At 73.7% G+C, this 23,653-nt stretch carries 22 protein-coding genes; 6 read left to right on the top strand and 16 right to left on the bottom strand.

Translation table 11 applies throughout. The features are described 5' to 3' along the window. Positions 1 to 3: 3 nt before the first annotated feature. Positions 4 to 540, top strand: a complete 537-nt coding sequence (locus PHZ_RS03595) for a recombinase family protein (protein ID WP_012521227.1) — start codon at positions 4 to 6, stop codon at positions 538 to 540. Continuing rightward, positions 537 to 1,166, top strand: coding sequence for a prepilin peptidase (locus tag PHZ_RS03590; protein WP_012521226.1), 630 nt, complete (start codon positions 537 to 539; stop codon positions 1,164 to 1,166). The genes PHZ_RS03595 and PHZ_RS03590 overlap by 4 nt, the downstream gene beginning before the upstream one ends. Here PHZ_RS03590 and gspN read toward each other — a convergent pair. The 15 genes from gspN to PHZ_RS03515 all read right to left on the bottom strand — a co-directional run bounded on the left by gspN (position 1,163) and on the right by PHZ_RS03515 (position 18,639). After that, complete coding sequence (gene gspN, locus PHZ_RS03585; protein ID WP_041373102.1) at positions 1,163 to 1,831, bottom strand: type II secretion system protein N; 669 nt, start codon at positions 1,829 to 1,831, stop codon at positions 1,163 to 1,165. The genes PHZ_RS03590 and gspN overlap by 4 nt on opposite strands. Next, the gene (gspM, locus tag PHZ_RS21465; protein ID WP_049758126.1) at positions 1,831 to 2,319 is read right to left on the bottom strand and encodes a type II secretion system protein GspM; all 489 of its coding nucleotides are present in this window, start codon (positions 2,317 to 2,319) and stop codon (positions 1,831 to 1,833) included. The genes gspN and gspM overlap by 1 nt, the downstream gene beginning before the upstream one ends. Further along, a complete protein-coding gene (gene gspL / locus PHZ_RS03575; protein ID WP_049758125.1) occupies positions 2,316 to 3,431 on the bottom strand; it encodes a type II secretion system protein GspL in 1,116 nt (371 codons plus the stop codon). The genes gspM and gspL overlap by 4 nt, the downstream gene beginning before the upstream one ends. Continuing rightward, a complete protein-coding gene (gene gspK / locus PHZ_RS03570; RefSeq protein ID WP_012521223.1) occupies positions 3,428 to 4,378 on the bottom strand; it encodes a type II secretion system minor pseudopilin GspK in 951 nt (316 codons plus the stop codon). Before gspK ends, gspL begins: the two co-directional genes overlap by 4 nt. Then, positions 4,375 to 4,962: a type II secretion system minor pseudopilin GspJ gene (gspJ, locus tag PHZ_RS03565; RefSeq protein WP_012521222.1), complete on the bottom strand. Its 588-nt coding sequence runs from the start codon at positions 4,960 to 4,962 to the stop codon at positions 4,375 to 4,377. Before gspJ ends, gspK begins: the two co-directional genes overlap by 4 nt. Next, positions 4,959 to 5,321: a type II secretion system minor pseudopilin GspI gene (gspI, locus tag PHZ_RS03560; RefSeq protein WP_012521221.1), complete on the bottom strand. Its 363-nt coding sequence runs from the start codon at positions 5,319 to 5,321 to the stop codon at positions 4,959 to 4,961. Before gspI ends, gspJ begins: the two co-directional genes overlap by 4 nt. Next, positions 5,305 to 5,799: a GspH/FimT family pseudopilin gene (locus PHZ_RS03555; protein ID WP_012521220.1), complete on the bottom strand. Its 495-nt coding sequence runs from the start codon at positions 5,797 to 5,799 to the stop codon at positions 5,305 to 5,307. The genes gspI and PHZ_RS03555 overlap by 17 nt, the downstream gene beginning before the upstream one ends. After that, on the bottom strand, positions 5,771 to 6,235 hold the full coding sequence (gene gspG, locus PHZ_RS03550; RefSeq protein ID WP_012521219.1) for a type II secretion system major pseudopilin GspG: 465 nt from the start codon (positions 6,233 to 6,235) through the stop codon (positions 5,771 to 5,773). Before gspG ends, PHZ_RS03555 begins: the two co-directional genes overlap by 29 nt. 11 nt (positions 6,236 to 6,246) lie before the next feature. Next, positions 6,247 to 7,455 carry a type II secretion system inner membrane protein GspF gene (gene gspF / locus PHZ_RS03545; RefSeq protein WP_012521218.1) on the bottom strand — a complete coding sequence of 403 codons (1,209 nt, stop codon included), beginning with the start codon at positions 7,453 to 7,455 and terminating at the stop codon, positions 6,247 to 6,249. Continuing rightward, on the bottom strand, positions 7,442 to 8,923 hold the full coding sequence (gene gspE / locus PHZ_RS03540) for a type II secretion system ATPase GspE (RefSeq protein ID WP_012521217.1): 1,482 nt from the start codon (positions 8,921 to 8,923) through the stop codon (positions 7,442 to 7,444). The genes gspF and gspE overlap by 14 nt, the downstream gene beginning before the upstream one ends. Continuing rightward, a complete protein-coding gene (gspD, locus tag PHZ_RS03535; protein ID WP_041373852.1) occupies positions 8,920 to 10,965 on the bottom strand; it encodes a type II secretion system secretin GspD in 2,046 nt (681 codons plus the stop codon). Before gspD ends, gspE begins: the two co-directional genes overlap by 4 nt. An 11-nt stretch (positions 10,966 to 10,976) precedes the next feature. Continuing rightward, complete coding sequence (locus PHZ_RS03530; RefSeq protein ID WP_049758123.1) at positions 10,977 to 11,795, bottom strand: type II secretion system protein N; 819 nt, start codon at positions 11,793 to 11,795, stop codon at positions 10,977 to 10,979. A 157-nt stretch (positions 11,796 to 11,952) separates the two neighbouring features. Continuing rightward, entirely contained in the window at positions 11,953 to 14,538 is a 2,586-nt protein-coding gene (locus tag PHZ_RS03525) for a TonB-dependent receptor domain-containing protein (RefSeq protein WP_012521214.1), read from the bottom strand. Positions 14,539 to 14,605: 67 nt separating this feature from the next. Then, positions 14,606 to 16,084 carry a hypothetical protein gene (locus PHZ_RS03520; protein ID WP_012521213.1) on the bottom strand — a complete coding sequence of 493 codons (1,479 nt, stop codon included), beginning with the start codon at positions 16,082 to 16,084 and terminating at the stop codon, positions 14,606 to 14,608. Between the two features lie 242 nt (positions 16,085 to 16,326). Beyond that, a complete protein-coding gene (locus tag PHZ_RS03515) occupies positions 16,327 to 18,639 on the bottom strand; it encodes a TonB-dependent receptor (RefSeq protein ID WP_012521212.1) in 2,313 nt (770 codons plus the stop codon). A gap of 192 nt (positions 18,640 to 18,831) precedes the next feature. On the opposite strand from PHZ_RS03515, the gene PHZ_RS03510 reads away from it, so the two are divergent. From PHZ_RS03510 to PHZ_RS03495, 4 genes are read left to right on the top strand one after another with little or no spacing between them, the layout of a single operon-like run. Further along, positions 18,832 to 19,539: a BON domain-containing protein gene (locus PHZ_RS03510; protein ID WP_041373100.1), complete on the top strand. Its 708-nt coding sequence runs from the start codon at positions 18,832 to 18,834 to the stop codon at positions 19,537 to 19,539. A gap of 28 nt (positions 19,540 to 19,567) precedes the next feature. Further along, positions 19,568 to 20,944, top strand: a complete 1,377-nt coding sequence (locus tag PHZ_RS03505) for a nicotinate phosphoribosyltransferase (protein ID WP_012521210.1) — start codon at positions 19,568 to 19,570, stop codon at positions 20,942 to 20,944. Further along, entirely contained in the window at positions 20,941 to 21,573 is a 633-nt protein-coding gene (gene pncA, locus PHZ_RS03500; protein WP_012521209.1) for a bifunctional nicotinamidase/pyrazinamidase, read from the top strand. Before PHZ_RS03505 ends, pncA begins: the two co-directional genes overlap by 4 nt. Then, positions 21,570 to 22,559, top strand: coding sequence for a ribose-phosphate diphosphokinase (locus PHZ_RS03495; RefSeq protein ID WP_012521208.1), 990 nt, complete (start codon positions 21,570 to 21,572; stop codon positions 22,557 to 22,559). The genes pncA and PHZ_RS03495 overlap by 4 nt, the downstream gene beginning before the upstream one ends. Here PHZ_RS03495 and PHZ_RS03490 read toward each other — a convergent pair. Further along, the gene (locus tag PHZ_RS03490; protein WP_041373099.1) at positions 22,537 to 23,592 is read right to left on the bottom strand and encodes a hypothetical protein; all 1,056 of its coding nucleotides are present in this window, start codon (positions 23,590 to 23,592) and stop codon (positions 22,537 to 22,539) included. The genes PHZ_RS03495 and PHZ_RS03490 overlap by 23 nt on opposite strands. Between the last annotated feature and the right edge of the window lie 61 nt (positions 23,593 to 23,653).

Here is a 23,653-nt window from a genome sequence, read left to right as displayed (position 1 = left end):
GCAGTGCGCTATGGCGTCGTCCGGGAGAGCCCGAGCCTGCCCCCGCCTGCGGTCCAGCGACGACTCCTCGACGGGGCCGCCTGCGACGTGGTCCTCCAGGAGGGGCAGCCGACACCGGAGGCCCAGCGTCGCCTGGCCCGCCTGCTCTTCGGCCTGAAGCCCGGCGACGAGGTGCTGGTGCACAGCCTGGACGTCTTCCAGCGCTCCACCGGCGAGCTGGCCCAGCTCATCCGCAACTTCCTCGAGGTGGGCGTGAGCCTGCGCATCGTCGGCGACCGCGCCGAGGGCGAGGCGCTGAAGCCGGAGCAGAACGTGCTGAAGGTGCTCTCCCTGCTGGCGGAGCACGAGAGCCGCAGGCCCAGCCGCACTCCGCCGGGCGCCGGCTCCCGCTTCAACAGCGGCAGCCGCAACGCCCTCTCGAAGTACCAGGTCGACTACGCCCGCAAGCTCTACCGCGAGGGCGCGTCCCTGCGCTCGATCGGCCTGCTGTTCCAGGTCTCGCCCAACGAGGTCTGGGCCGCGATCGGCGACCAGGCGTGAACCTGCTGGGCCTCGCGGCCGTCGCGCTGGGGATCCCCGTCGGCCTCCTCCTGGCCCGGCTCTCGGCCCGCGCGGGCGATGAGGCGCCGACGCCGCGGCGTCTGGCGGCCTTCGCGCTCGCCGCCCCGGCGCTCGCCGTCTGGGCGCAGGCGGCCCACCCGGGCGCTGCGGGCGTCCTGGGCGCCCTGCTGGCCTGGCAGCTCCTGCTGCTCGCCGTTCTCGACGCCGAGCACCTGTGGCTGCCCCTGCCGGCCACCCTCTCGCTGATCGCCACCGGGCTGCTGGCGGCGGCGGCGCTGGGCCCGGACGAGCTTGCCGCGCGCGCGGCCGGCGCCGGGCTCGGGTGGATCGCGCTCGCGGGCCTCGCGGCCGCCTACCGCCGGCTCCGCGGCCGGGAGGGGCTGGGCGGCGGCGACGCCGTGCTGCTGGCCGGCGGGGGCGCCTGGGCCGGCTGGGCGGCCCTGCCCACCATCCTCGTCTGGGCGGCGCTGGCGGGCCTCTCCGCCGTCGCCGTCCTCGCCTTTGCGGGACGGCCCGTGGCCCGCACCCGCGAGCTGCCGTTCGGCGTCGCCCTCGCGCTCGGCGTCTGGCTCGCCTGGCTCTACGGACCGATCGGCCGGATCTAGCGCAGGACGCCGCGGTCGGTGCGGGCGAAGCCGTCCAGCCCCCGCTCGAACCCCGCCGCGCCCGCCGCCGCCAGCACGGCCGGATCGGTCGCCCGCAGCCGCGTGACCGCCTCATAGCGGCCCGCCCCGTCGAGGCTCAGCGTCACCTCGACGACCACGCCCGCCGCCTCGCCCGCGAGCGGCGCGACCAGCCGCCCCTCCCGGCACGCCAGCGGCCCGGCCAGGGTTACGGCCGCGGGGCCGAACCGGGCGCCCCGCACCTCGACCCGCCCGCGGGCCGACCCGCACCGCCCCGCGTCCATCCGGACATCGGCGTCCGCCAGGGCCAGCTCGCCTCGCAGCGGCAGGCCCGGCGCGATCCGCGCCAGGGGCAGCACGGCGTCGGCGTCGGCCAGGCCGCCCGGCCGCAGCACGGCGGTTCCGCGCACCTCCCCGTCCGCCCGCACCCGAACGCCGCCGCGCAGCGGATCGAGGCCGACCTGCGGATCGCCAAGTCCGAGCCCTCTCCAGCTCGCCGCCGTCAGCCGGCCGGACCAGATGGTCCCCTCCGCGCGTCGGGCCGACAGGCTGTCCAGGTCCATCCAGCCCAGCGCCACCCTCAGCGGCGCCAGCAGGACGAGGGCCGCCAGAAAGACCAGGGCCCCGGCCGTGAGGATCCGACCCATCAGCGTCCGGTCCCGCCGAAGGTGGCGTCCGCCGACAGCGTCCCCTGCGCGTCCTTGACGACCGCAAGGTGCGCCGGCGTCACGCCGTAGTCCTGCTGAAGGGCCGCGAGCCATGGGAAGAGCTGCCCAGGCGAGACGCCGCCGACCGCCACCCGCACCCCGCCGCCGGGGTCGGGCTCGACCCGGCCCAAGGTGAGGCCCGCGGCGGCGGCCGACGCGCTCACCGCCTCGGCCGGCGAGGCCGCCGCCTTGGGGGCCGGCGCCCCGCGCTCCAGCGCCCGGATGCCGAGGGCGGCCGCGCGCACTACGGCCTCGTCCCGCAGCGCCCGGTCGTAGCGCAGCGCGGCGTCCGCCCGCGCCTGGGCGAGCGGCCGGTGGACGCCGAACCACAGGATGAAGAGCCCCAGCCCCGCCGCCAGGACGGCCAGCAGGACCTGCTCGCGGCGCGTGCGCGCCTCCCACCAGGCGATCACCGGTGAAGCGATCATCGGCGCACCCCCAGCATCACTTCGCTCACGATCCCTCCGGCCTCGTCGCGGGTCCCCTCCTCCTTGAAGGCGATCCCGTCCCCGCGCAGCGCCCCGCCCAGCAGCTCCATGTCTGAGTAGTTGGCGTGGGTGATGGAGGCGCGCAGGGCGCCGTCGGGCGAGACGATCAGGCTTTCCACCTGGGCGCCCTCGATCCCGGACAGCGCCGCGAACAGCCGGGCCGCGAGACCGGCGGGCCCGCCGCCGGCCGCCAGCTCCAGGCGCTCCAGCCGGGCGGCGACCTGGGCCGCCGGATCGCGCACCACGGTCCCCTTCGGCAGGACCGCGGCGGCGTCCTGCCGCGCGGCGGCCTCGGCCCTGTCGGCGGCGAACGACAGCCGCAGCGCCTCGGCGCCCTCCAGCGCCATGGGGCTCGCCAGCAGCAGCGCGGCGAGCACGCCCGCCCGGCGCAGGTCGCGCGGGGCGATCCGCCGCCCGTCGGCGGGAGCGAACTCGCCCTGCAGCAGGTTGATCGCCGGCCGGCCGGCGCCCTGCGCCAGCAGCCGCTCGACCGCCTCGGCGTCCGAGGCCAGCTCGGGATCGCGGTCCTGCAGCAGGACCGGCGCGAGGTCGGGATCGCAGGCGAAGGCCAGCCGCCGCCCGCGCACCGCCAGCGCCCCGCCGATCCGCGCCGCCACCGGCCGCTCGCCCTCGGGCTCGGGAAGGAGCAGGCAGTCCGGCGCGACCACGTCGGGCGAGATCCCGTGCAGGCGAGCGAGGTCCAGCCACCCCTGCATCCGTGAGCGGGCGACGGTGACCGCCAGCCGGCAGCCGTCCGCCTCGAGCGGCCCGAGCGCCAGGTGGACGGGCTCGTCCTCCAACGCCTGCTCGCCCTCCAGCAGCAGGGCCGCGGCGGCGCGGGCCTGGGCCTCGCCGCGGGCCGGCAGGCGCAGCCAGCGGGCGGTCGCCTCCACGCCCGGGACCACCAGCACGACCGTGGTCGGTGCGGCCGGGGCCTCGGCCCGCAGCGGCTGCTCGCCGCGGCCGACCACCTCGCCGAACGCGTCCAGCAGCAGATAGGCGGGCGGCGCCTGCGGATCACTCGGCGCGAAGACCAGGCGTGTGCGTCTCATTCCTCGGGTCCCCATCGCCGCGCCGCGAGCCGCACCCGGCCGGCGGAATCCGTTTCCATGAGCGCGCTGGCGAAGGCCTCGGCCTCGCCGAACGTCACCTCGGTCTGCAGGCCGAAGTAGCGCGGACGCACGCTCAGTCGCCCGGTATCGATGTCCGCCGCCTGCACCGCCGGCAGCGCGGCGAAGTCGGCCACCTCGGCCCAGCCCGTCGCGGGCCGGGCCGCGATCACCCGCCGCGCCGCCGCCGCCGACAGCGGCTCGCGCGCCAGCATGGCCAGCAGGGGCGCCTGGTCCTCGGTCAGGGTGTTGATGTTGATCGCAGCGGGGTCCGCCGTCGGCAGCGCGCAGACGTAGGGCCGCAGGCGAGCGTAGACCTGCGGCGTGAAGCCCTGGATCGCCCGCAGCTCGCTGGGCTCGGCCAGCAGCGTTCCGCCCGTGCGGTAGCCGTCATAGGCCTCGTCCTCGGCGCCGCCGCTCTCGCGCAGGGGATCGGCGTCCATCCAGTCCACCAGGGCCGCGGCCAGCATTTCGGCCTCGCGGGGGGCGAGGCCCAGCGCCTGCGCCAGGGCCAGGAACTGCTCGACGCCCGCGTCGCTGCGGCGCAGCCCTTCGGGCGGCCCCTGCACCAGGCTGTTGAGGTTGAGGCAGTTGCCGGCGTCGGTCAGGCGCGCCTGGATCAGCCCGCCCTCGACCGGGTAGCTGACGGCCCGCCCGCTCCAGCCCGTCAGGACCGCGTCCGAGCGGACGAGGGCGCCGATGCGCGAGCGCGCCAGGGCCTCGGCCCCCAGGGCGTACCAGCGCGCCTGCCCGACCGCCTCGGCGTTGGCCGCACGGCGTACGCCGAAGCGGATCTCGTCCAGCACCGTCACCGCCATCACCGACATCACCGCCACCAGCAGCAGCACCGACAGCAGCGCCACGCCCCGCTCCTCACTCCGCCGCCTCATGCCGGCTCTCCCGTCACCAGGAAGAGCTGCGAGAGCTCGCCGTAGTCCTCCAGCGTCAGGTCCAGGCGCACCGCCTGGGGCAGCGGCTGGCGCGGCCCGTTCGGCAGGGCCTCGATCCACTGTCCGCGGACGAGGAACGCCACCCGGGCGTCCCGCACCCCGCTCAGCAGGACCTGCGGCGGGCCGAGCTCGGCGCCGTCCAGGGCCGGCCGCGCGCGGCGTTCCAGCCGGCCGCCGTTCAGCCGGTACTCGACCGTCTGCAGCGAGGCGCGCGGATCGGCGTCGGGATTGTCCCAGCCGCGCCGGACCAGCGCCAGGAGGGGCCCGCCCGTCCGCTGCTCGCCGCCCGAGAAGCTGCGCAGGGCCGGCCGGCCGGCCGCATCGCGCACCGGCCGCTGCGCCGCCTGGGCGAGGTCGGCCTTCAGCATCGCCCGCGCGCGCTGCAGCTCGGCCAGCCGGTGCGTGTGGGCGCGGACGACCTGCTGGTTGTCGACGCTGAAACGCATGATCGCGACGCCCGCCGCCGCGACCAGGCCGAAGATCAGCAGCGCGACCATCATCTCGACAAGGGTGAAGCCCTTCATGGCGGCCCCCGGAAGGCGGTGACCTCGCCCGCCGTGCGGTCGCCGGGACCTGCGACGCGGACGTCCACCCGCAGCATCCCCTCCCCCGCCGCGCTCACCCGCCGTGTCCAGCGCCAGGTCTCGCGTCCCGCCCGGTCGGCCCCGCGCTCCTCGCCCAGCGCCGGCGGGGCGGGCGCCGTCAGGGCCTCGACGGCCCGGTTCTCGGCCACCACAGAGGCGAAGAAGCGCTGCTCCAGCGCCCCCGCCGTCCGCGTGTTCTCCCCGGCGAGGTTCAGCAGGGCGAGCGCGCCGAGGCTCAGCACCGCCATGGCGACCAGCATCTCCAGCAGGGTGAAGCCCTGTTCAGCGCGCGCCGGCATGGATCTGGCTCTCGCCCGCAGCGTCCACCACGACGCGCACGCTGCGCGTCCCGTTCGACAGTCGGATCTCGGTGGGCCCGGCCGCGCCGGTGACGTCGAAGCGGACAGCCTCGCGGCCATCCGCCGCCGCCACGCTGACGGTCAGCCCTTCGGGCCATGCCCGGGGCGCGAACGGCCCCTCGTCCAGCGCCGTCCAGGCGCCCTTGCGCAGCACCCGGAAGCGGTAGCCGTCGGGCGCGATCGCCACCTCCACCGGACGGTTGGTCGCCAGCGCCTCCTCGCGGGCGTGCTCCAGCCGCGCGGCCAGGCGCTCGGCCTCGTCGGACAGGCGGGGGCCGGGATCGGGCAGGGTCATCAGGATCGCCCCCGTGAGCAGCCCCAGGACCGCCAGCGCGACCATCATCTCGACCAGCGAGAAGCCGCGCTCGGCCCGGAGGTGGCCTGGCCGCCTAGCTCCAGTTGCCGATGTCGGCGTCATCGCCCTCGCCGCCCTGTCGGCCGTCGGCCCCGAACGACCAGACGTCGAAGCGTCCGTGCTCGCCGGGATAGCGGTACTGGTAGGGGTTGCCCCAGGGGTCCTGCGGCAGGCGGCGCACGTAGCCGCCGTCGCGGTAGCGGTCCGGACGCGACAGGCCCGGCGGCGGGCTGACCAGCGCCTGCAGGCCCTGCTCGCTCGTCGGGAACGAGAGGTTCTCCAGCCGGAAGGTCTCCACCGCCTGCTCCAGCACGGCCACGTCGGCGCGGGCCTTCTCCTTCATGGCCCGGTCCTGGCTGGGCAGGACGTTGATCATCACCACCGTGGCCAGCAGGCCGATGATGACGATCACCACCATCACCTCGACGAGGGTGAAGCCGGCCTCGGCGCGGCGGCGGCGCGGGCGCGGGCGGGTCTGGTCCTGGACGGAGTCGGTCATCGCGGGTCTCTTCAGCGGTAGGCGAGGGTGTTGATCTGCAGGATGGGCAGGAGGATCGAGAGCACGATCACGGTCACGATCAGGCCCATGACGATGATGATGGCCGGCTCGAGCAGGCTCAGCGCCACGGCGACCACGGCGTTGAACTCGCGCTCCAGGTACTCGGCGGCGCGGCCCAGCATGACGTCCACCCGGCCGGCGTTCTCGCCGCTGGCGGCCATGTAGACGAGGATCGGCGGGAACAGCCCGGCCCTGCGCATGGCGCCCGACAGGCTGCCGCCCTCGCGCACGACGGTGGCCATCTCGGCCACCGCCGCCCGCTGGGCGCGGTTGTGCACGGTGGGGGCGGTCAGCAGCAGGCCCTCCAGCACCGGCACGCCGCTGGCGATCATGGTCGACAGCGTGCGGGCGAGCCGGGCGGCGTGCAGGTCCCGGATCAGCCGCCCCAGGAGGGGCGCCTTCAGGAGCGCGGCGTCGAACCTCAGCCGCAGGTCCGGCCGGCGCAGCGCCTGGACGGCGCCGGCGGCCGCCAGCACGGCCAGCACCAGGATCAGCCAGCCCCAGTCTCGCACCGCGTCCGACAGGCCGATGATCGCCCGGGTCAGCCAGGGCAGCCGCTGGCCCATGCTGTCGAACTGCTCGACCACCTTCGGCACCACGAACGCGATCAGCGCGGCGATCACCGCGAGCGCCGTGGCGGCCAGCGCCATGGGATAGATCAGCGCGACCAGCAGCCGGCTGCGCGCGGCCTCGTCCCGCTCCAGCAGGTCGGCCAGCCGCTCCAGGATCTCGGGCAGCGCGCCCGAGCTCTCGCCCGCCGCCACCATCGCCCGGTAGAGCCGGGGGAACGCCTCGCCCTGGCGCGCCATCGCGTCCGACAGCCGATAGCCCTCCAGCACGGCGGCGTGGGTGGCCAGCAGCACGCGGCGGACGCCCGGACGCTCGGCCTGCAGGGCCAGGGTCCGCAGGGCCTCTTCCAGCGGGGCGACCGCGATCAGGGTGGCGAGCTGGCGGGTGACGAGGGCGAGCTGGCGCGGCCCCACCCGGTCGGGCAGCAGCCGCTGGCGCAGGCCCGTCCGCTCCGCCGCCGGGGCCAGCTTCAGGGGCGTGAGCCTGCGGCCCTGAAGCTGGTCGCGGGCCGCGCGCTCGCTGGCCGCCTGGACGAGGCCGCGGCGGGCGCGCCCGCCGCCGTCGAGGGCGACATATTCAAACGCCGGCATGCTCGGCGCCTTCCTGGCGGCTGACCCGGATCGCCTCCTCGACCGAGGTGATCCCCTCGGCCACGTAGCGCCGGGCCTCGGCCTGCAGCGTGCCGCCGCCCGGGAACGCGGCCCGCGCGATGGCGTCCTCGCCCGCGTCCTCGGCGATCAGCCGGCGGATGCGCTCGTCCACGCGCAACGCCTCGTAGATCCCGACCCGGCCGACGTAGCCGGTGTTCCCGCACGCCGGGCAGCCCCCGGGGCGGAACAGCACATGGCCGCGCGCCACCCCGACCCGCCGGGCGGTCACCGCGTCGGCCGCATGCGGCCGGCGGCAGTCGGGGCAGAGCCGGCGCACCAGCCGCTGGGCGACGATGGCGCGGACGGTGGAGGCCAGCAGGAACGGCTCGACCCCCACGTCCCGCAGGCGGGTGATCGCCCCCGCGGCGTCGTTGGTGTGGACGGTGGACAGCACCAGGTGGCCGGTGAGGCTGGCCTGCACCGCGATCTGGGCCGTCTCCACGTCGCGGATCTCGCCCACCATGACCACGTCCGGGTCCTGCCGCAGGATGGCCCGCAGGCCGGCGGCGAAGGTCATGCCGACCTTGGCGTTCACCTGCGTCTGGCCGAGGCCCTGGATCGCGTACTCCACCGGGTCCTCGATGGTGAGGATGTTGCGGGTGGCGTCGTTCAGCAGCGTCAGGCCGGCATAGAGCGTCGTGGTCTTGCCCGAGCCGGTCGGGCCGGTGACCAGGATCACGCCGTTGGGCTCGGCGAGCGCGGCGCGGAACACCTCCAGCGCCCGCGGCGACATGCCCAGGTCCTCCAGGCCCAGCCGCGCCTGGTCCTGGTCGAGGATGCGCATCACCACCCGCTCGCCCGCCCGCGCCGGCAGGGTCGAGACCCGCACGTCCAGCGAGCGGCCCCCCAGCGCCAGCGAGATGCGGCCGTCCTGCGGGACTCGCTTCTCGGCGATGTCGAGCCTGGCCATCACCTTCACCCGGCTGACCAGCAGGGGCGCGATCCGGGGGGAGAGGCTCAGCACCTCCTTCAGCACGCCATCCACCCGCAGCCGCACGACCAGCGCGGCCTCGAAGGGCTCGATGTGGACGTCCGAGGCGCCCTGGCGGACCGCCTCGGCGATCAGGCCGTTGATCAGCCGGATCACGGGCGCATCGTCCTGCGCGTCCAGCAGGTCGGCGGCGGCGGGGATCTCGTCGGCCAGGCTGTCCAGCCCGCCCGGCAGGTCGAAGTCGTCGGCCGGCGCGGCCAGACCTTCGCCCGCATAGGCTTCCGAGAGCCGCCGCTCGAACTCGGCCCGCCCCATCGGCTCGACCCGCAGCGGCGCGCGCAGGGCCCGCCGGGCCTCCACCAGCGCGAGCGGATCGGCCCCTTCGCGCAGGCCCACCACGGCCGTCTCGCCCAGGTCGAGCAGCAGCACGCCGTGCGTCTTGGCGAAGGCGTAAGCCAGGCGCGGGACGGCGGTCATTTCGGCCCCGCCGGCAGGGGCGCCGAGGTCGGCGGCTCGGCCCGCAGGTACTCCCGCACCAGGGCCTCCAGCTCGCTCTGGCGGCGCGGGTCGGCGGCCGTCTGCTGGCCGCGGATGTACTCGTACTTGGGCCCGGTGACGGCCCGCGCGCCCGCCGCGTCGCCCACGATCTTCGGCCGGATGAAGACCATCAGGTTGGTCTTGGTCTTCGCCTTGTTGGTGCCGCGGAACAGCGCCCCCAGGCCGGGGATGTCGCCCAGCACCGGCGTCTTCTCCACCGAGGCGCGCTCGTCCTGGCTGAGCAGGCCGCCCAGGACGATGATCTCGCCGTCGTCGACGTTCACGGTGGTCTCGATCTCGCGCTTGTTCAGCACCAGCTCGGTGAAGTTGGCGCTGATCGGCCCGGCCACCGCCGAAACCTCCTGGCGCAGGAACAGGGTGATCGTCCCGCCCGCGTTGATCTGGGGCGTCACCTCGAGCTGCACGCCGACGTTCTGGCGGGCGATGGTGCGGAACGGGTTCTCGTTGTTGGCGCCCAGGCTCTCGCCCGTGGTGATCGGCACCTCCTGGCCCACCAGAATCGTCGCCGGCTGGTTGTCGAGGGTCATCACCGACGGCGTCGAGAGCAGGTTCGAGGCCGTGTCGGACTTCACGGCGTTGATCACCAGGCCGAACAGGGCGTCGTCGCCGATCTGGCCGCCGCCGCCGATCAGCGCGCCGTTGGCCGCCAGCAGCGAGCGGACGGCCGCGTCCCGCAGCAGGGCCTTGGTCGCATCGTCGTCCGGCAGATTCTTCTCGGCCGCCACCGCCCCGATGACCGCCGGCAGGTTCGGGGCGCTGTTGGAATAGCTGGTGGCCGTGAACGGGATCGCCGAGCCGTTGATCCCGGCCAGGGCGAACTGCACGCCCAGCCGCTTGGCCGCCTCGTCCGACACCTCGACGACGATGGCCTCCACCAGCACCTGCCGACGGCGCACGTCCAGCTGGCGGATCACCTCGGCCAGCATCCGCTGGGTCTCGGGGTCGGCGGCGATGACGATGGCGTTGGCGCCGGGATAGCGCGCGATGTTGGCCCGGGCCTGGCCGGCGGCCGTGGGGGTCGCCGCGGGCTCAGGGGACGCCGGCGCCTCGCCGCGGCGGGTCGCAGCGGGCCCGGCGGACGGGCTGGGCGTCTGTCCGACCAGCTGCTGCAGCACGGGCACGAGCTGCTCGGCGTTGGCGTGCTGGAGCTGCACCACGCGCACGTCGCCGGCGCTCTCGGCCCGCCGGTCGAGGTCGGCCACCAGGGCCAGCAGCGGGCGCACTGCGTCCGGCTCGCCGCGCAGGATGATCGAGTTGCTGCTGTCCACGACGATGATCGAGACGACGCCGTTGCGCGCCGCCGGATCCGCCCCCGGCGCCTTCAGGAGATCGTTCAGCACCCCGGCGATCTCGCGGGCCGAACTGGATTTCAGCGTCACCGTTTCGGTGATCCCGCGGTCCTGGTCGATCTGCGACAGCAGGCTGCGGATCCGGCGCAGGTTGTCGCCGTAGTCGGCCACCACCAGCATGTTGCCGCGGGGGATGGCCTGGATCGCGCCCTGCCGGCCGACCAGCGGCTTCAGGGTCTCGGCCGCCGACGCCGCGTCCAGGTTGCGCAGCCGGAACACCTGGGTCGCAAAGCCGTAGCCCGCCTCGGCGCCGAGCGTCGCGGGCTGGGCGGCGGCGCCCTCTTCCGGCGCGATGCGGTAGGCGCCCGACCCCGCCGGGATCGCCACCAGGCCATTGGCCCGCAGCGTCGACATCAGCACGTCGAACAGCTCGGCCCGGGACAGCGGCTCCTGGCTCGCCACCGAGACCTTTCCCTGCACCCGAGGGTCGATGATGAAGGTCCGGCCGGTGGCGCGCGCCACGTCCTGGATGAACACCCGGATGTCGGCGTCCTGCAGGTTCAGCGCCTGGGTCTGGCCCTGGGTTTGCGCCTGGGCCTGGGCGAGCGCCGGCGGCGGCAGGGTCGCGGTCATCGCGCTGGCGAGCAGTCCGGCGGCGAGGAGTCGTCTCACGGGATGGGCGCTCACGGGGCGGTGGTCCGGATGCGGGTGGTCATGATCTGGCCGTTCCGTTCGAAGCGCAGCTCGGCGCCGGAGCCTTGGGAGAGCTCCTCACGGAGCTGGCTGACCCGCTCGGGCGTGAGCACCACGCCGTCGACGGCCAGCAGGACATCGCCGCGCTGCAGGCCGGCGGCGCGCAGCGCATCGCCCGGTCCGCGGGGGATCACCTGGTAGCCGGCCGGCTGGCCGTCCCGCAGGCGCGGCAGAAGCGTGGTCTGCTCCAGCAGCCGCTCGACGTTCACCGCCCCGCCGTCGAGGGTGGCCGGGGCCACGACGGGCGCCTGCATCGGCAGGACCGCCGCGCCGGGCGCGGGCCTGGGGAAGCCCACCCGCTGCCGGCTCCCGCCGCGACTGAGGATCACGTGGTCGGCGGCGACGGCGGTGAGCACCAGCCCCGGCTCGACCTCCTGGCCGACCTCGTAGGCCCGCTGCTGTCCCTCCGAGCCCAGGATGGCCGAGCCGCGGCCGCCCGCCAGCGCGCGCACGCCGTAGAGGGTGAGGCCGCCGGACGCGGCGGGGGCCCCGTCCGCGGGCGCGGCGCCCGCCGGGAGCCGGAAGAAGGGGTCGAACTGCGCCAGGATCGAAAGGTCCGCCCGAAGGTCTCCTCGGGACGTGGTCGCGGGCTTCGAGGCGACGGGCGGTCCCAGCGGACCGGTGGGCGTCGCCAGCGCCCAGGTGAGGCGCGCGGCCTGCACGGCCAGGCCGGCCGCCAGCGCGATCTCGACCGCTGTCAGGACGGTGCGCGGCCGAACCGCGCCCAGGGCCTGGAGTGTGGGCTTCAACGCATCCCCCGTGACCGCCCATTCCGGGGCGGGACGGCGGGACTCTTGGCCGACGACGCCGACGTTCCCGTGACGCTTGGATGAAGCTAAGGTGACAGCGCGCCTCGGGGTCGCCCGGGCGGCCGCGGCGAGGCGCCGCAACCGCCCGCGCTCACCTTCAGAAGCGGGCCGAGAGGCTCACCGAGACGCTGCGGCCCAGCTCGTAGTTGTTGAGCTTGATCTCGTCGCCGTTGCGCTTCTGGTATTCGTCGAACTCCTCGCCCAGCAGGTTGCGCGCCTCGACGCCGAAGGTGAACTCCTGCGCCCACAGCTCGAAGCGGTGGCGGAAGGTGAAGTCGAGCATCACGCCCGGCTCCTGCACGAAGTCCGGCGCGCCCGCCTGGCCGCGGGCGGTGACCCGCTTGCTGGCGTAATTGGCGAGCAGGGTCGCCTGGGTCATGCCGTCCTCGGTCTCGAAGCCGACCTGCACGTTGGCCAGGTGCTTGGACTGGCCCTGCAGCGGGCTGCCGTCGATCACGAAGTTGGCCGCGGGCGCGGGCTGGCCGAGATTGGTCCGCGGATAGACCACGTCGCCCTCGTCCACCTTCACCTCGGCCTTGGTGTAGGTGTAGTTGGCCGACACCAGCCAGCGCAGGCCGGCCAGGCCCGCGATGTCGATCTGCGGCTCGAAGAACTTCTTGAACTCGGCCTCGAAGCCGTAGAGCACCGCCTCCGGCGCGTTCAGGAAGCTCTGCTGCAGGCCCGAGCCGGACTCGTTCACGACGGATTCGATCGGCCGGTCGATCTGTTTGTAGAAGACCCCCGCCGTCGCGAACTGGCCGCGGTCGAAGTAGCGCTCGTAGCGGGCGTCCAGGTTGATCAGCTCGCTGTCCTCAAGGAACGGGTTGCCGATGAAGGTGCGGTCCGACTCGGGGTCGAGGTAGAGCTGCGGCGCCTGCTCGCGGAACTGCGGCCGGGCGATGGTCTTCGAGGCGCCGAAGCGCAGCTGCTGGTCCTCGGCGAAGTTCCAGGTCACCGTCGCGGCGGGCAGCAGGTAGTCGTTCTCCAGCTCGTGCCCCGCGTCCTGCGTCGTCGCGAAGAGGTCGATCGCGCGGACGAACTGCTTGCCGCTCTCGTAGCGGGCGCCGACCGTGGCGCGGACCGCCGGGAAGATCTCGCCCTCGGCCTGCACGTAGCCGGCATGGGTCGTGAGGCTGGCCTCGTAGGCGGCCGCGCCGTCCGAGCCTGTCACCTCGCGCAGGATCAGCCCGTCGGGGCCGATGTTGAAGTCCGAGTAGAGGAAGTCGACGCGCTGCATCTGGAAGGCGACGGAGGGCGTCGAGTTCATCGTGAACCGGAAGGCCCGGCTGTCCGAGAACCGCTCGTTGTCGTACCACGCGTAGCCCGCCGAGAGGGTCAGGTCGGCGACGTAGTCGTTCGCCAGGCGGTAGCGCACGTCCACCCCGGCGCCGGCGGCCTTGTCCTCCAGCTCGCTGAACCGGATGAAGTTGGCGTCGGACTGCGGGTTGTGCAGGAACACGTCGTCCACCCGGCGATAGCGGACCTGTCGCTCGTAGGGCACCTCGCGCTCGGTGCGGGCGTACGAGCCGCGCCAGTCGATCTCCAGGTCGCCGAAGCGGTGCGCGCCGGTCAGCTGGGTGTCGATCAGCTCGCGCTGGTACCAGCTCGTCCAGTCGTCGCGGATGTAGTTCGAGGCCCGGGCGCTCTCGCCTTCGACCGAGCGGGTCTCCTTGGTCACGTTGCGGACGTAGAAGTTGGTCCACTTGAAGGTGTGGTGGTCGAGCTCCAGCGCGACGCTGGTCAGGCCGTTGATGACGACGTCGTTCTGGGTCGAGAACGAGCGCAGGTCCTCCTGCACCGCCAGGCCGTCCAGGTTGACCACGCCCTCCTGCTGGATGGCGTCGCGGGTGGACCAGCCGGAGTCGTAGCCCAGCACCGTCACCACGCCCAGCGTGCCCCAGTCCATGGCGAAGGACGTGCCGGCGGCGAAGTCGACGCTGCCGTTGAAGGGCACGTCGTTGGTCGACTGCAGCAGGTTGATGTTGGCGTTCTGGAAGCTGCGGCCCATCCGCGTCAGCTCGTCCGAGCCGAAGTTGGCCGCGTCGATCCGCTTTCCGGTCTCGATGCCGCGGCGGATGGCGGCGGGCAGCTCGCGCGTGCCGTCGTCGATCCCCAGCCGGTCGCTGTCGCCGCCGTAGTAGGTGAGCCCGCGCTTCAGCGTGGTCTCGTCGTTCATCCCGACGCTGAAGCCCAGGGAGACGAACGGATCGTCGGGCGTGTCGATGGTGCGAAGGTCGATCAGGCCGCCGCCGAACTCGCCCGGCAGGTTCGGGGAATAGGTCTTCTGGACGTTGACGCCCGCCAGCACGTTCGACGGGAAGAGGTCCAGCGGGACGACCCGCTGCAGCGGCTCGGGGCTGGGCAGCGGCGAGCCGTTCAGCAGGGCCGAGGAGTAGCGCTCGCCGAGGCCCCGCACGTAGACGAACCGGCCGCTTACGACGCTCAGGCCGGCGAGGCGCGTCAGGGCCGCGGCCGCCGTGTCGTCGCCCTGCCGGACCAGGTCCTCGGGGGTGACGATCGAGGCCACCTCGGAGGTCTCGCGCATGACCTCGGGGATGTACTTGCCCCGGACCACGATCTCCTCGACCTCCTGGCCGGAGGTCTGGGCCTGGACCAGGCCGGGCGCCATCAGCGCGGTGGTGCAGAGCAGCAGCCCGGCGAGCGGGCGGTGGAGCTTGGTCATGTCAGGATCGCCTCTGGAGTTCGTCGGACGCGGAGGAGGCGGGGCCGCGAGGCCCCGCCCCGCGTGATCAGCAGCTGCTGCCGGCGGCCAGGCCGCAGGTCCAGCCCTGCCACCAGGTGTCGTTCGCGTCCCGAACGGCGCCGATGTAGTTGGTGGTGTCGAAGAACGCGTAGATCGCCTTCGGATCGGTGGCGGTCCGGGCGGCCTCGTTCGCGCCGTTGACGAAGCCGTTCAGCGTCGAGACGTGGGTCGAGCTGTTGTTGGCGCCGGCGTCGAACAGCGCCGCCGCGGCCGCGCCGTCGACGCCGCTGTCGTTCCGGAAGGCGGTGGCGCAGGCCAGCACCACCGAGTCCCACCGCGGCGCCGCCGCCTGGGTCGAGGTGTCGTCCACGTCCACACAGGCCACGGCGCTGTTGGCCGAGGCGTGCACGCCGTTGATGAAGCGCCCGCCCGTGCCGGTGTTCAGCACCTGCAGGTCGCCCGCCCCGGTCCGGCCCGAGCCGATCACGGTGTAGTTGGCGAACTTCGGCTGCGAGTTCAGCGAGGCCTGCACGCCGGCCGAGCTCTGTTCGAAGCCGCGGTCGCCGCCGTTCGCCCGCTGGCGGACGATCAGGTACTGCACGCCGCCGCGCCAGCCCTCGTCGGTGTCCAGGCTGTCGTCGTCGGCGCCGGTGATCACCACGTGCTTCAGGTTCACCGTGCCGCCGAAGAACTCGATGCCGTCGTCCGAGCTGTTGTGCACCTGGACGTGGTCGATGGTGGTGCCCGAGCCGACGCCCAGCAGGGTGATGCCGTTCAGCTCTCGGTTCGGCTGGATCTCGAAGCCGGGGTAGCGGACCTGGACGTAGCGCAGGCGGCCCGAGTTGTCGGTCGGGCTGGCGCCGCCGTAGAGCGAGACGCCGCCCTCGAAGGTGGCCACGCAGTTGATGTTCGGCGGGGTCGTGCCGGCCGGGCACGAGGCGATCGGCGCGCGGCCGGCGATCACGATGCCGCCCCACTGGCCGATCAGGTCGGCGCCCGAGTTGCCGTCGATGTTCGAGCGGCTGGTGAAGATGATCGGGTTCGAGGCGGTGCCTTCGGCGAAGATCTGGTTGCCGCGCTGGACGTTGATGTAGTCGAGGCCGCCCGAGCCGAAGAGCGTGACGCCCGGCTCGATGGTCAGGATGCCCTGCTGGGCGCCCGCGACCGGATTGTTCGGATCGGCGCCGCGGTCGTCGCCCACGTCCACCCGCCCGCTGATGGCGTAGACCGTGCCGGCCCGGGCCGGGACCACCAGGTTGCCGACGATCTTGGACGGCAGCTGGCAGGCGCGCAGCGTGCCGTTCGCCACGGTGCCGACGTTGGCGAAACCGGTCGGGCAGTCCGCCGCCGCCTGGCCGGGGGGCGGGTTGGTCGTGCCGCCGCCCGTGCCGCCGCCGCTGCCGGGCGGGAAGGCGCCTTCGCCGGGCGAGGCGACGTTGTCGGCGCCGCCGCCGCCGCAGGCCCCCAGGGCGAGCGCGCTGAGCGACATGACAAGAAGGGTTTTCAGCTTGGTGACGCCGGTCATCGTGTTCTCCACCGTGGTTCTGGCGGCGCACGCGAGACCTGTGATGCTGGATCCGTTCCCCCGGACCCGAGCCGCCCGCCTGCCCAGGCGGGGTTCTAGGAGGGGCCGATGACAACGGCCCGACAGAAGCATGACAGCTGTGTTGCAGAGCTTGCGCGGGCCCGTACGGGAAGAGCCGCGTGCGAAAAAACCGGAGGGCCCCGGAGTGGGGGCGGGGCCCTCCGCAGTCGCTTGGGGGGAAGTCAGAACGTCTTGCGCAGGGTCACGAACACCTGGCGCGGCGCGCCCGGCAGCAGGGTCTGGCTGTCGCCGCGCAGCGGGAAGCCGTTGGAGTTGATCGTCGAGATGTAGTCCTCGTCGAACAGGTTCGTGACGTTCACCTGCGCCTCCAGGCCCTCCAGCAGCGGCGAGCCCGAGAAGCGGTAGCCCACGGCCAGCTCCGCCACCGTCTGCGACGGAACGCTCTGGTCGTTCTCGTAGGTGAAGTAGCGCTTCGACAGGTGCGAGACCGAGACCCGCCCGAAGACCGCGCCGTCGTCGTAGGCCAGCTCGCCCTTCAGCAGGTGCTTGGGCGTGTCGACCGTGGTCTTGCCGGCCGTGCGGGCGACCACCGCCCCGTTCCCGTCCACGGTGTCGTCGTCATAGGTGCTGTCGTTGTAGGCGTACGAGCCGAACAGCGACCAGTCGCGCGCGAACGCCCAGGAGCCGACCGCCTCGAAGCCCTTGGCCGTGACGCCGCCGACGTTCGACAGCGCCGAGGGATTGCCGACGATGCCCGAGCCCACGGGCACGGCGAACAGCCGGTCCTTGAACTTCACGTGGTAGGCGGCCAGCACGCCCTGGAAGCCGGCCGTGCGGAAGCGCCAGCCCGCCTCGAAGGTGTCGGAGATCTCGGGCTTCAGGTCCTCGCGGATCGCCTCGAAGCCCGCCTGGGTCGAGGAGAACGGCCCCGAGGTGCCCGAGCTCGGGAACGCCCGCATGTTGCGCGAATAGGCGGCGAACAGCTCGCTGTCCGGGGTCAGCTCGTAGCGGACGCCGGCCTGCGGCAGGAAGCCCTTCTCGGCCTTGATGGTCCCGTTCTTCTCCAGCGAGGCCGTGCGGGCGAAGACGGTGCGGCCCTCGTTCTCCACCGACAGGGCCTTGAAGCCGGCGTTGACCGTCAGCTGCTCGGTCACCCGCCAGGAGTCCTGCAGGTGGAACTGCCAGGTGGTGGTCGAGAAGTCGTACTCCCAGTCGGTCCGGAACGGGTTCGACTGCATGTCCAGGAAGCTGCGCTGCGGCGCGGCCAGGTTCAGGCCGTAGTAGCGGCGCGCCTGGTTGAACTCGTTGTCCTCGTACCAGACCCCGGCGTTGACCGAGTGGGCGCCGAGCGCCAGCGTCGCCGAGCCCACGAAGCCGTAGCGCTGCAGGTCGTACTCGGTCGTGCGGATCGAGATCGGCGCGTTGTCCGTCGTGGCCGCGGCGGCGGCGTAGTTGGGCGAGGGGACGTACGGCGTGCCCCAGAGGCCCTGCCCCTCGTCGTTGTGGCCGTAGACCGTCGCGCGCACCTTGAACGCCTCGCCGGCCGGCAGGTCCAGGGTCACCGCGCCCACCAGGTCGTCCCGCAGGCCCGCGGCGTTGTAGTAGGCGTCATCCACCGAGATGACCGGCGCCGGATAGGTCACCCCCAGCTGCGGTCGCTGGGGCGTCACGCCCGTGTCGCCGCGGTTGTTGGCGATCTCGGCGATCCGCACGATCAGGTCCCAGTCGCCCGAGATGTTGTCCCAGTTCCGGCCCAGCCGCTCCAGCATGGCCAGCGACATGTCCTGGTAGTCGTTCTCGCGACGCTTCGACCAGTTCAGCCAGCCGCTCAGCGAGCCCTCGCCCACCGGCTGGACGGCCTTGAAGTTCACCTGCTGGTGCTTCTGCTTGCCGTCGCCCTTCCACTTGTCGGCGGTGTTGTAGGAATAGCTGACGTAGCTACGCAGGCCGGTCGGCGTCTCGCCGGTCTCCAGCCGTACGAAGCCGCGGTAGGTGGAGTCGCTGCCCGCCGTGCCCGCGACCTGGCCGCCGAACTCGGCCGACGGGGCGCGCGAGACGTACTTCAGCGAGCCGCCCAGGTTGTTCGCCGAGGCCGTGTCGAGCGCGCCCGCGCCCTGGGCCAGCTCCACCCCGCCCACGTTCTCGCCGGCGATCGCGCGGCTGATGTGCAGGCCGTTGTGGTTGCCGTAGGTCATGTCGCCCAGCGGCACGTCGTCCAGCGTGAAGCCCAGCTGGCTCTGGTTGAAGCTGCGGATCGAGATCCGCGCCGCCCACTCGTACGAGCCGAAGGGATCGGCCGCCTGCAGGTTCACGTTCGGCAGCTTGTCCACCAGCTTCAGCGGACTGGCCCCCGGCGCCTCCAGCGACAGCTCCTCGCCGCTCACCGTCTGCACCTGGCGGGCTTCGCCCCGGCCCAGCACCACGATCTCCTCGACCGCCGACGGCGCGGCCGCCGTCTCCTCGGCATGCGCCTGCCACGCGATGGCCTGCGCAAGCGCCAGCGCGCCAGCGCCGGCCCAAAGTCTGTTCTTCATGATCGCCCCTCGACCGACGTTCGGCCAATGCGGGGCGGGTAGCAGCGGCCTGTAACGGCCAAGCTACGGGTCCGTGACGAGTCTCTGACGGCCGCCGGCGCTTGATCGGCGTCAAGGCCGGTCCGCCGTCTCGCGCGTTTCATGGCTCGTCGTGCGGAGACAGAGTTCGGCCTGAAACGCAGGAGGCCCGCCTTGACCAGCACCGAGACCGCCAGCCCGCCTGAACTCGCCCGGCGCATCGAGATCACCCGCGCCACGCTTCGCCGCGCCGTCCCGCCGGCCGACCTGCGCCTGGACCGCCTGGCGTTCGAGCCCGACGGCGTCCTCGTCGTGGAGGGCGAGGCCCGCACCGTCGCCGCCAAGAAGAAGACGTTGCGGCTGGCGGCCATCGCCTCGAACGCGCCGGGGCTGATCGACCGGCTGCACGTGCGTCCGGCGCTGCCGATGTCGGACGACGAGATCCGCGACCGGGTGCTCGAGCTGCTGCGCCTCGATCCGCGCTTCTCGGACCTTGCGGTCGTGCCGGGCGCGCCGGACGCCGGCCTGGGCGTCGCCGTGCAGGACGGCGTCGTGACCCTGGACGGCGCGGTCCCCAGCCTGGTGCGCAAGCGCCTGGCGGGCGCCATCGCCTGGCGGGTCGCGGGCGTCCGCGACGTGGTCGACGGCCTGGCGGTCGAGCCGCCCGAGGAGGACGGTCCCGACGAGCTGGAGGAGGCGGTGCGCGCCGCCCTCGACGGCCACCCCCTGTTCGACGACACCCAGGTGAAGGTCGGCGTGTTCGGCGACGCCGTGCGGCTGACCGGCAAGGTCCGTTCGAAGGACGCCCGCGACGCGGCCGAGGAGGAAGCCTGGCGCATCCTCGGCGTGGACGACGTCATCAACGAGATCGAGGCGCCCTGACGCGCCGCGCCGGTCCGAGGGGACGCCCATGACCGACCCGCCGCCCGTCCGGCCCGACCCGGCCGCCAGCCCGCTGCTCACCGACCTCTACCAGCTCAACATGCTGGAGGCCTATCTCGACCACGGGTTCACCGAGCCGGCGGTGTTCGAGTTCTTTGTCCGCCGGCTGCCGCCCTCCCGGGGCTTCCTGATGGCCGCGGGACTGGAGCAGGCCCTCGGCTTCCTGGAGGCCCTGGCCCCCTCGCCCGCCGAGCTCGACTGGCTGGAGCGATCGGGCCGCTTCAGCCGCCGGGTGCTGGACTGGTTCGCCGAGCTGCGCTTCAGCGGCGACGTGGACGCCATGCCGGAAGGCGCGGTGTTCTTCCGCGACGAGCCGATCCTGCGGGTGGTCGCGCCCCTGCCGGTCGCCCAACTGGTCGAGACCCGGCTGATCAACATCCTGCACTTCCAGTCGCTGGTCGCCTCCAAGGCGGCGCGGATGGTGCTGGCCGCGCCCGGCCGCACGCTGGTGGACTTCGGCCTGCGGCGCGCCCATGGCTCGGAGGCCGGCCTCTTCGCCGCCCGCGCCAGCTACCTCGCCGGCTTCACCGGCACCGCCACGACGCTGGCGGGGATGCTGTGGGACATCCCCCTCTTCGGCACCATGGCCCATTCGTTCGTCCAGGCGTTCGAGGACGAGACGGCGGCCTTCGAGGCCTTCGCCCGCTCGCGTCCGGAGGGCCTCACCCTGCTGATCGACACCTACGACACCGAAGCGGCCGCGCGGAAGGTCGTGGCGCTGGCCCCGCGCCTCGCCGCCGCCGGCGTGAAGGTCCGGGGCGTGCGGCTGGACAGCGGCGACCTGCTGGCGCTGTCGCGCAGCGTCCGGGGGATCCTCGACGCGGGCGGCCTCTCCGACATCACCATCTTCGCCAGCGGCGGCCTGGACGAGGGCGACCTGCAGGCGCTCGTCCGCGCGGGGGCCCCGATCGACGGCTTCGGGGTGGGCACCAGCCTGACCACCTCGTCCGACGCGCCCGGCCTCGACTGCGCCTACAAGCTCCAGGAATACGCCGGCGTCCCGCGCCGCAAGCTCTCGACCGGCAAGGCCACCTGGCCCGGCCGCAAGCAGGTCTGGCGCAGCGTCGACGCGCGCGGCCGGATGCGCGGCGACGTCGTCTCCACCCTGCACGACCGCCCGCTGGGCGAGCCCCTGCTGCAGCCTGTCATGCGTCAGGGACGGCGGACGGGGCCGCCGCCCTCGCTGCCCGAGATCCGCGCCCGCGCCGCCCGCGAGCTCGCCGCCCTGCCCGAGCCCCTCCGGGCGCTGGAGCCCCACGACTATCCGGTGCGGATCGCCGAGCCCCTGACGCGCCTCGCCGCCGAAGTGGACCGCCGGCTCGCCAAGCAGGTCCAGCCGTCATGATCCCCATCGCCCCCACCGACGCCCTGATCGTGATCGACGTGCAGAACGACTTCTGTCCCGGCGGTGCCCTGGCCGTGCCGCGCGGAGACGAGGTGGTCGCCCCGATCAACCGCCTGATGGGCGGCTTCGCGACCGTGGTGCTGACCCAGGACTGGCATCCGCCCGGCCACGGCTCGTTCGCCTCGGCGCACCCCGGCCGCCGGCCAATGGAGACCGCCCAGCTCGACTACGGGCTGCAGGTGCTCTGGCCCGATCACTGCGTCCAGGGTACCCCCGGGGCGGCCTTCCATTCCGGCCTCGACGCCGTGCGCGCCGACATGATCCTGCGCAAGGGCGCCGACCCGCGCGTCGACTCCTATTCCGCCTTCCGCGAGAACGACCGCCGCACCGTCACGGGCCTCGCCGGCTACCTGAAGGACCGCGGCGTGACGCGGGTCTTCCTCGCCGGCCTCGCCTTCGATTTCTGCGTCCTCTGGTCGACCGAGGACGCCCGGGCCGCCGGGTTCGAGGCGGTCGTCGTCGAGGACGCCTGCCGGGCCCTCGACGTGGACGGCTCCGAGGCCGAGGCGCGGCGGCGGCTGGGCGAGGCCGACGTGCGGTTCTCACGCGCTGAAGAGCTCAGGCCATGAGCGGCCTTCCGTCGACCGTGCGCCTGTTCGCGCTGAACGCCACGGCCGAGCTCGGCGCGGCGATCGCCAGCGCCGCGGGCCGGCCCCTCACGCCGCACGAGGAGCGCGAATTCGAGGACGGCGAACACAAGGCCCGGCCGCTGGAGTCCGTCGCCGGCGCCGACTGCTACGTGATCCAGAGCCTGCACGGCGGCCCGGACCAGAGCGCCAACGACAAGCTCTGCCGCCTGCTGTTCTTCATCGGCGCTCTGAAGGACGCGGGCGCGGCGCGGGTGACCGCCGTCGCGCCCTACCTCTGCTATGCGCGCAAGGACGTGCGCACCAAGCCGTTCGACCCCGTCACCGTCCGCTATGTGGCGTCGCTGTTCGAGGCGGTGGGGACCGATGCGGTCGTCGCGCTGGAGGTCCACAACCCGGCCGCGTTCGAGAACGCCTTCCGCCGGCGGGCGATCGCGCTGTCGGCCGCGCCGCTGTTCCTGGATCTGGCGGCCGGCCTCGCCGACGGCCCGGTCTGCGTGCTCTCGCCCGACCCGGGCGGGGCCAAGCGCGCCGAGCTGTTCCGCCAGGCGCTGGAGGCCCGCCTCGGCCGCCCGGTCGGCAAGGCATTCGCCGACAAGCACCGCAGCGGCGGCGTGGTCACCGGCGACCTGCTGGTGGGCGACGTCCGGGACGCCGCCGTCTTCGTCGTGGACGACCTGATCAGCACCGGCGGCACCATCGCCCGCGCCGCCCGCTCGGCCCGGGCCGCGGGCGCCCGGCGCGTCGTGGCGCTGGCCGCCCACGGCCTCTTCATGCCGGGCGCCGCCGAGGTCCTGGCCGACCCGGCGGTGGAGCGCATCGTGGTCGCCGACGCCGCGCCGCCGTCCCGCATCGCCGGATCGCCGCTGCAGGCCAAGGTCGAGGCGCTCGCCAGCGCGCCGCTGCTGGCCGAGGCGATCCGGCGGCTGGCCTGCGATGAGGCGCTTACCGACCTGATGGTGTTCTGAGCCGCCGCTCCAACTGGCGGGCGTCGCGGGCCGCGAGCGCCAGGTAGGCCCTCGCCTGCCGCGGCCATTTCTCGGGGGTGCGCGGGTTCGGCTCCAGCAGATGGGCGATGGCCAGCCGCGCGCGCAGCGTGGCCCGGTGGCAGCGGTAGAACAGGTGCAGCTCGGGCGCCGCCCGCTCGCCCAGCCGCGCGACCGCCCGCCGGCGGACCCGGGCGCCCGCCGCCGCCGCGCCCAGGCGCTCCATCTCCAGGTCCAGGAAGGCCAGCTCGTCCAGCGGGTCCACCGCGCGCAGCTCGGCGCTGAACTCCAGCCGGTCGATGATCTTGATCGGCGGCCCCAGCCAGATGTGCTCGGGCCGCAGGTCGCCGTGGGCGTCCAGGATGCGGCCCCGCCCGGCGCGCGCGGCGAGCAGGCCGCCCCGCACCCGCAGGAACCGGTGCTGCACCGCCAGCACATGGCGCACCTGTCCCGCCGGCAGTCCCAGCCGGGGCTCCAGCAGCACCCGGCGGTGATAGGCCAGCGCGTCCCCGATGCGCTTCAGATAGGCCGCAGGCTGCGTCGGGATCCGGCGCGTGGTGCGGTAGAACCTGGCCAGCGCGTCGGCCAGGGCGTCGGCCTCGCCGTCCGCGATCCCATCCGCCAGCAACCGCGCCTCCAGCGTGCGGGCCTGGTCGAACCTGTCCATCCGCACCAGCCAGTCGACCACCGGCCCCTCGCCCCCCAGCGCCAGGCGGCCGTCCCGCAGCACCAGCGGGACGACGCCGCGGTAGATCCCCGGCGCCAGGCGCTGGTTCAGCGCGACCTCGGCGCGGCAGGCCGCCTCGCGCCGCGCGAGGGTGGAGAAGTCGAGGTAGGGGAAGCGGACCGGCTTCTTCAGCTTGTAGACCGTCCCGTCCAGGAAGAAGACCCAGGACATGTGGGTCTCGCGCCGGCTCACCTGCGCCGGTCCCTCGGCATAGGCGGCCGGACGGCTCAGGAAGTCGACCTTCGCGGCCAGGCCGGGGTCGGCGCGGGTCTCTGTGTCGGCAGGCACGCCTGCACCTTCCGGTATCGCCGCGGCCGGGGGTTTGACGCGGCGCAATGCGTCCAGCGCC

It is taken from the genome of Phenylobacterium zucineum HLK1 (assembly GCF_000017265.1).
Lineage (GTDB): Bacteria > Pseudomonadota > Alphaproteobacteria > Caulobacterales > Caulobacteraceae > Phenylobacterium > Phenylobacterium zucineum.
This window is presented reverse-complemented; position numbering and strand designations above follow the sequence as displayed.

Excerpts from the sequence above, each read along its gene's own strand:
- gspN (WP_041373102.1), bottom strand. The coding sequence starts at position 1,831 with ATGGGTCGGATCCTCACGGCCGGGGCCCTGGTCTTTCTGGCGGCCCTC.
- pncA (WP_012521209.1), top strand. The coding sequence starts at position 20,941 with ATGATCCCCATCGCCCCCACCGACGCCCTGATCGTGATCGACGTGCAG.
- PHZ_RS03525 (WP_012521214.1), bottom strand. The coding sequence starts at position 14,538 with ATGACCAAGCTCCACCGCCCGCTCGCCGGGCTGCTGCTCTGCACCACC.
- PHZ_RS03555 (WP_012521220.1), bottom strand. The coding sequence starts at position 5,799 with ATGACGCCGACATCGGCAACTGGAGCTAGGCGGCCAGGCCACCTCCGG.
- gspI (WP_012521221.1), bottom strand. The coding sequence starts at position 5,321 with ATGCCGGCGCGCGCTGAACAGGGCTTCACCCTGCTGGAGATGCTGGTC.
- PHZ_RS03505 (WP_012521210.1), top strand. The coding sequence starts at position 19,568 with ATGACCGACCCGCCGCCCGTCCGGCCCGACCCGGCCGCCAGCCCGCTG.
- PHZ_RS03515 (WP_012521212.1), bottom strand. The coding sequence starts at position 18,639 with ATGAAGAACAGACTTTGGGCCGGCGCTGGCGCGCTGGCGCTTGCGCAG.
- gspK (WP_012521223.1), bottom strand. The coding sequence starts at position 4,378 with ATGAGGCGGCGGAGTGAGGAGCGGGGCGTGGCGCTGCTGTCGGTGCTG.
- gspJ (WP_012521222.1), bottom strand. The coding sequence starts at position 4,962 with ATGAAGGGCTTCACCCTTGTCGAGATGATGGTCGCGCTGCTGATCTTC.
- gspM (WP_049758126.1), bottom strand. The coding sequence starts at position 2,319 with ATGATCGCTTCACCGGTGATCGCCTGGTGGGAGGCGCGCACGCGCCGC.
- gspG (WP_012521219.1), bottom strand. The coding sequence starts at position 6,235 with ATGACCGACTCCGTCCAGGACCAGACCCGCCCGCGCCCGCGCCGCCGC.
- gspF (WP_012521218.1), bottom strand. The coding sequence starts at position 7,455 with ATGCCGGCGTTTGAATATGTCGCCCTCGACGGCGGCGGGCGCGCCCGC.
- PHZ_RS03495 (WP_012521208.1), top strand. The coding sequence starts at position 21,570 with ATGAGCGGCCTTCCGTCGACCGTGCGCCTGTTCGCGCTGAACGCCACG.
- PHZ_RS03520 (WP_012521213.1), bottom strand. The coding sequence starts at position 16,084 with ATGACCGGCGTCACCAAGCTGAAAACCCTTCTTGTCATGTCGCTCAGC.
- gspE (WP_012521217.1), bottom strand. The coding sequence starts at position 8,923 with ATGACCGCCGTCCCGCGCCTGGCTTACGCCTTCGCCAAGACGCACGGC.
- gspL (WP_049758125.1), bottom strand. The coding sequence starts at position 3,431 with ATGAGACGCACACGCCTGGTCTTCGCGCCGAGTGATCCGCAGGCGCCG.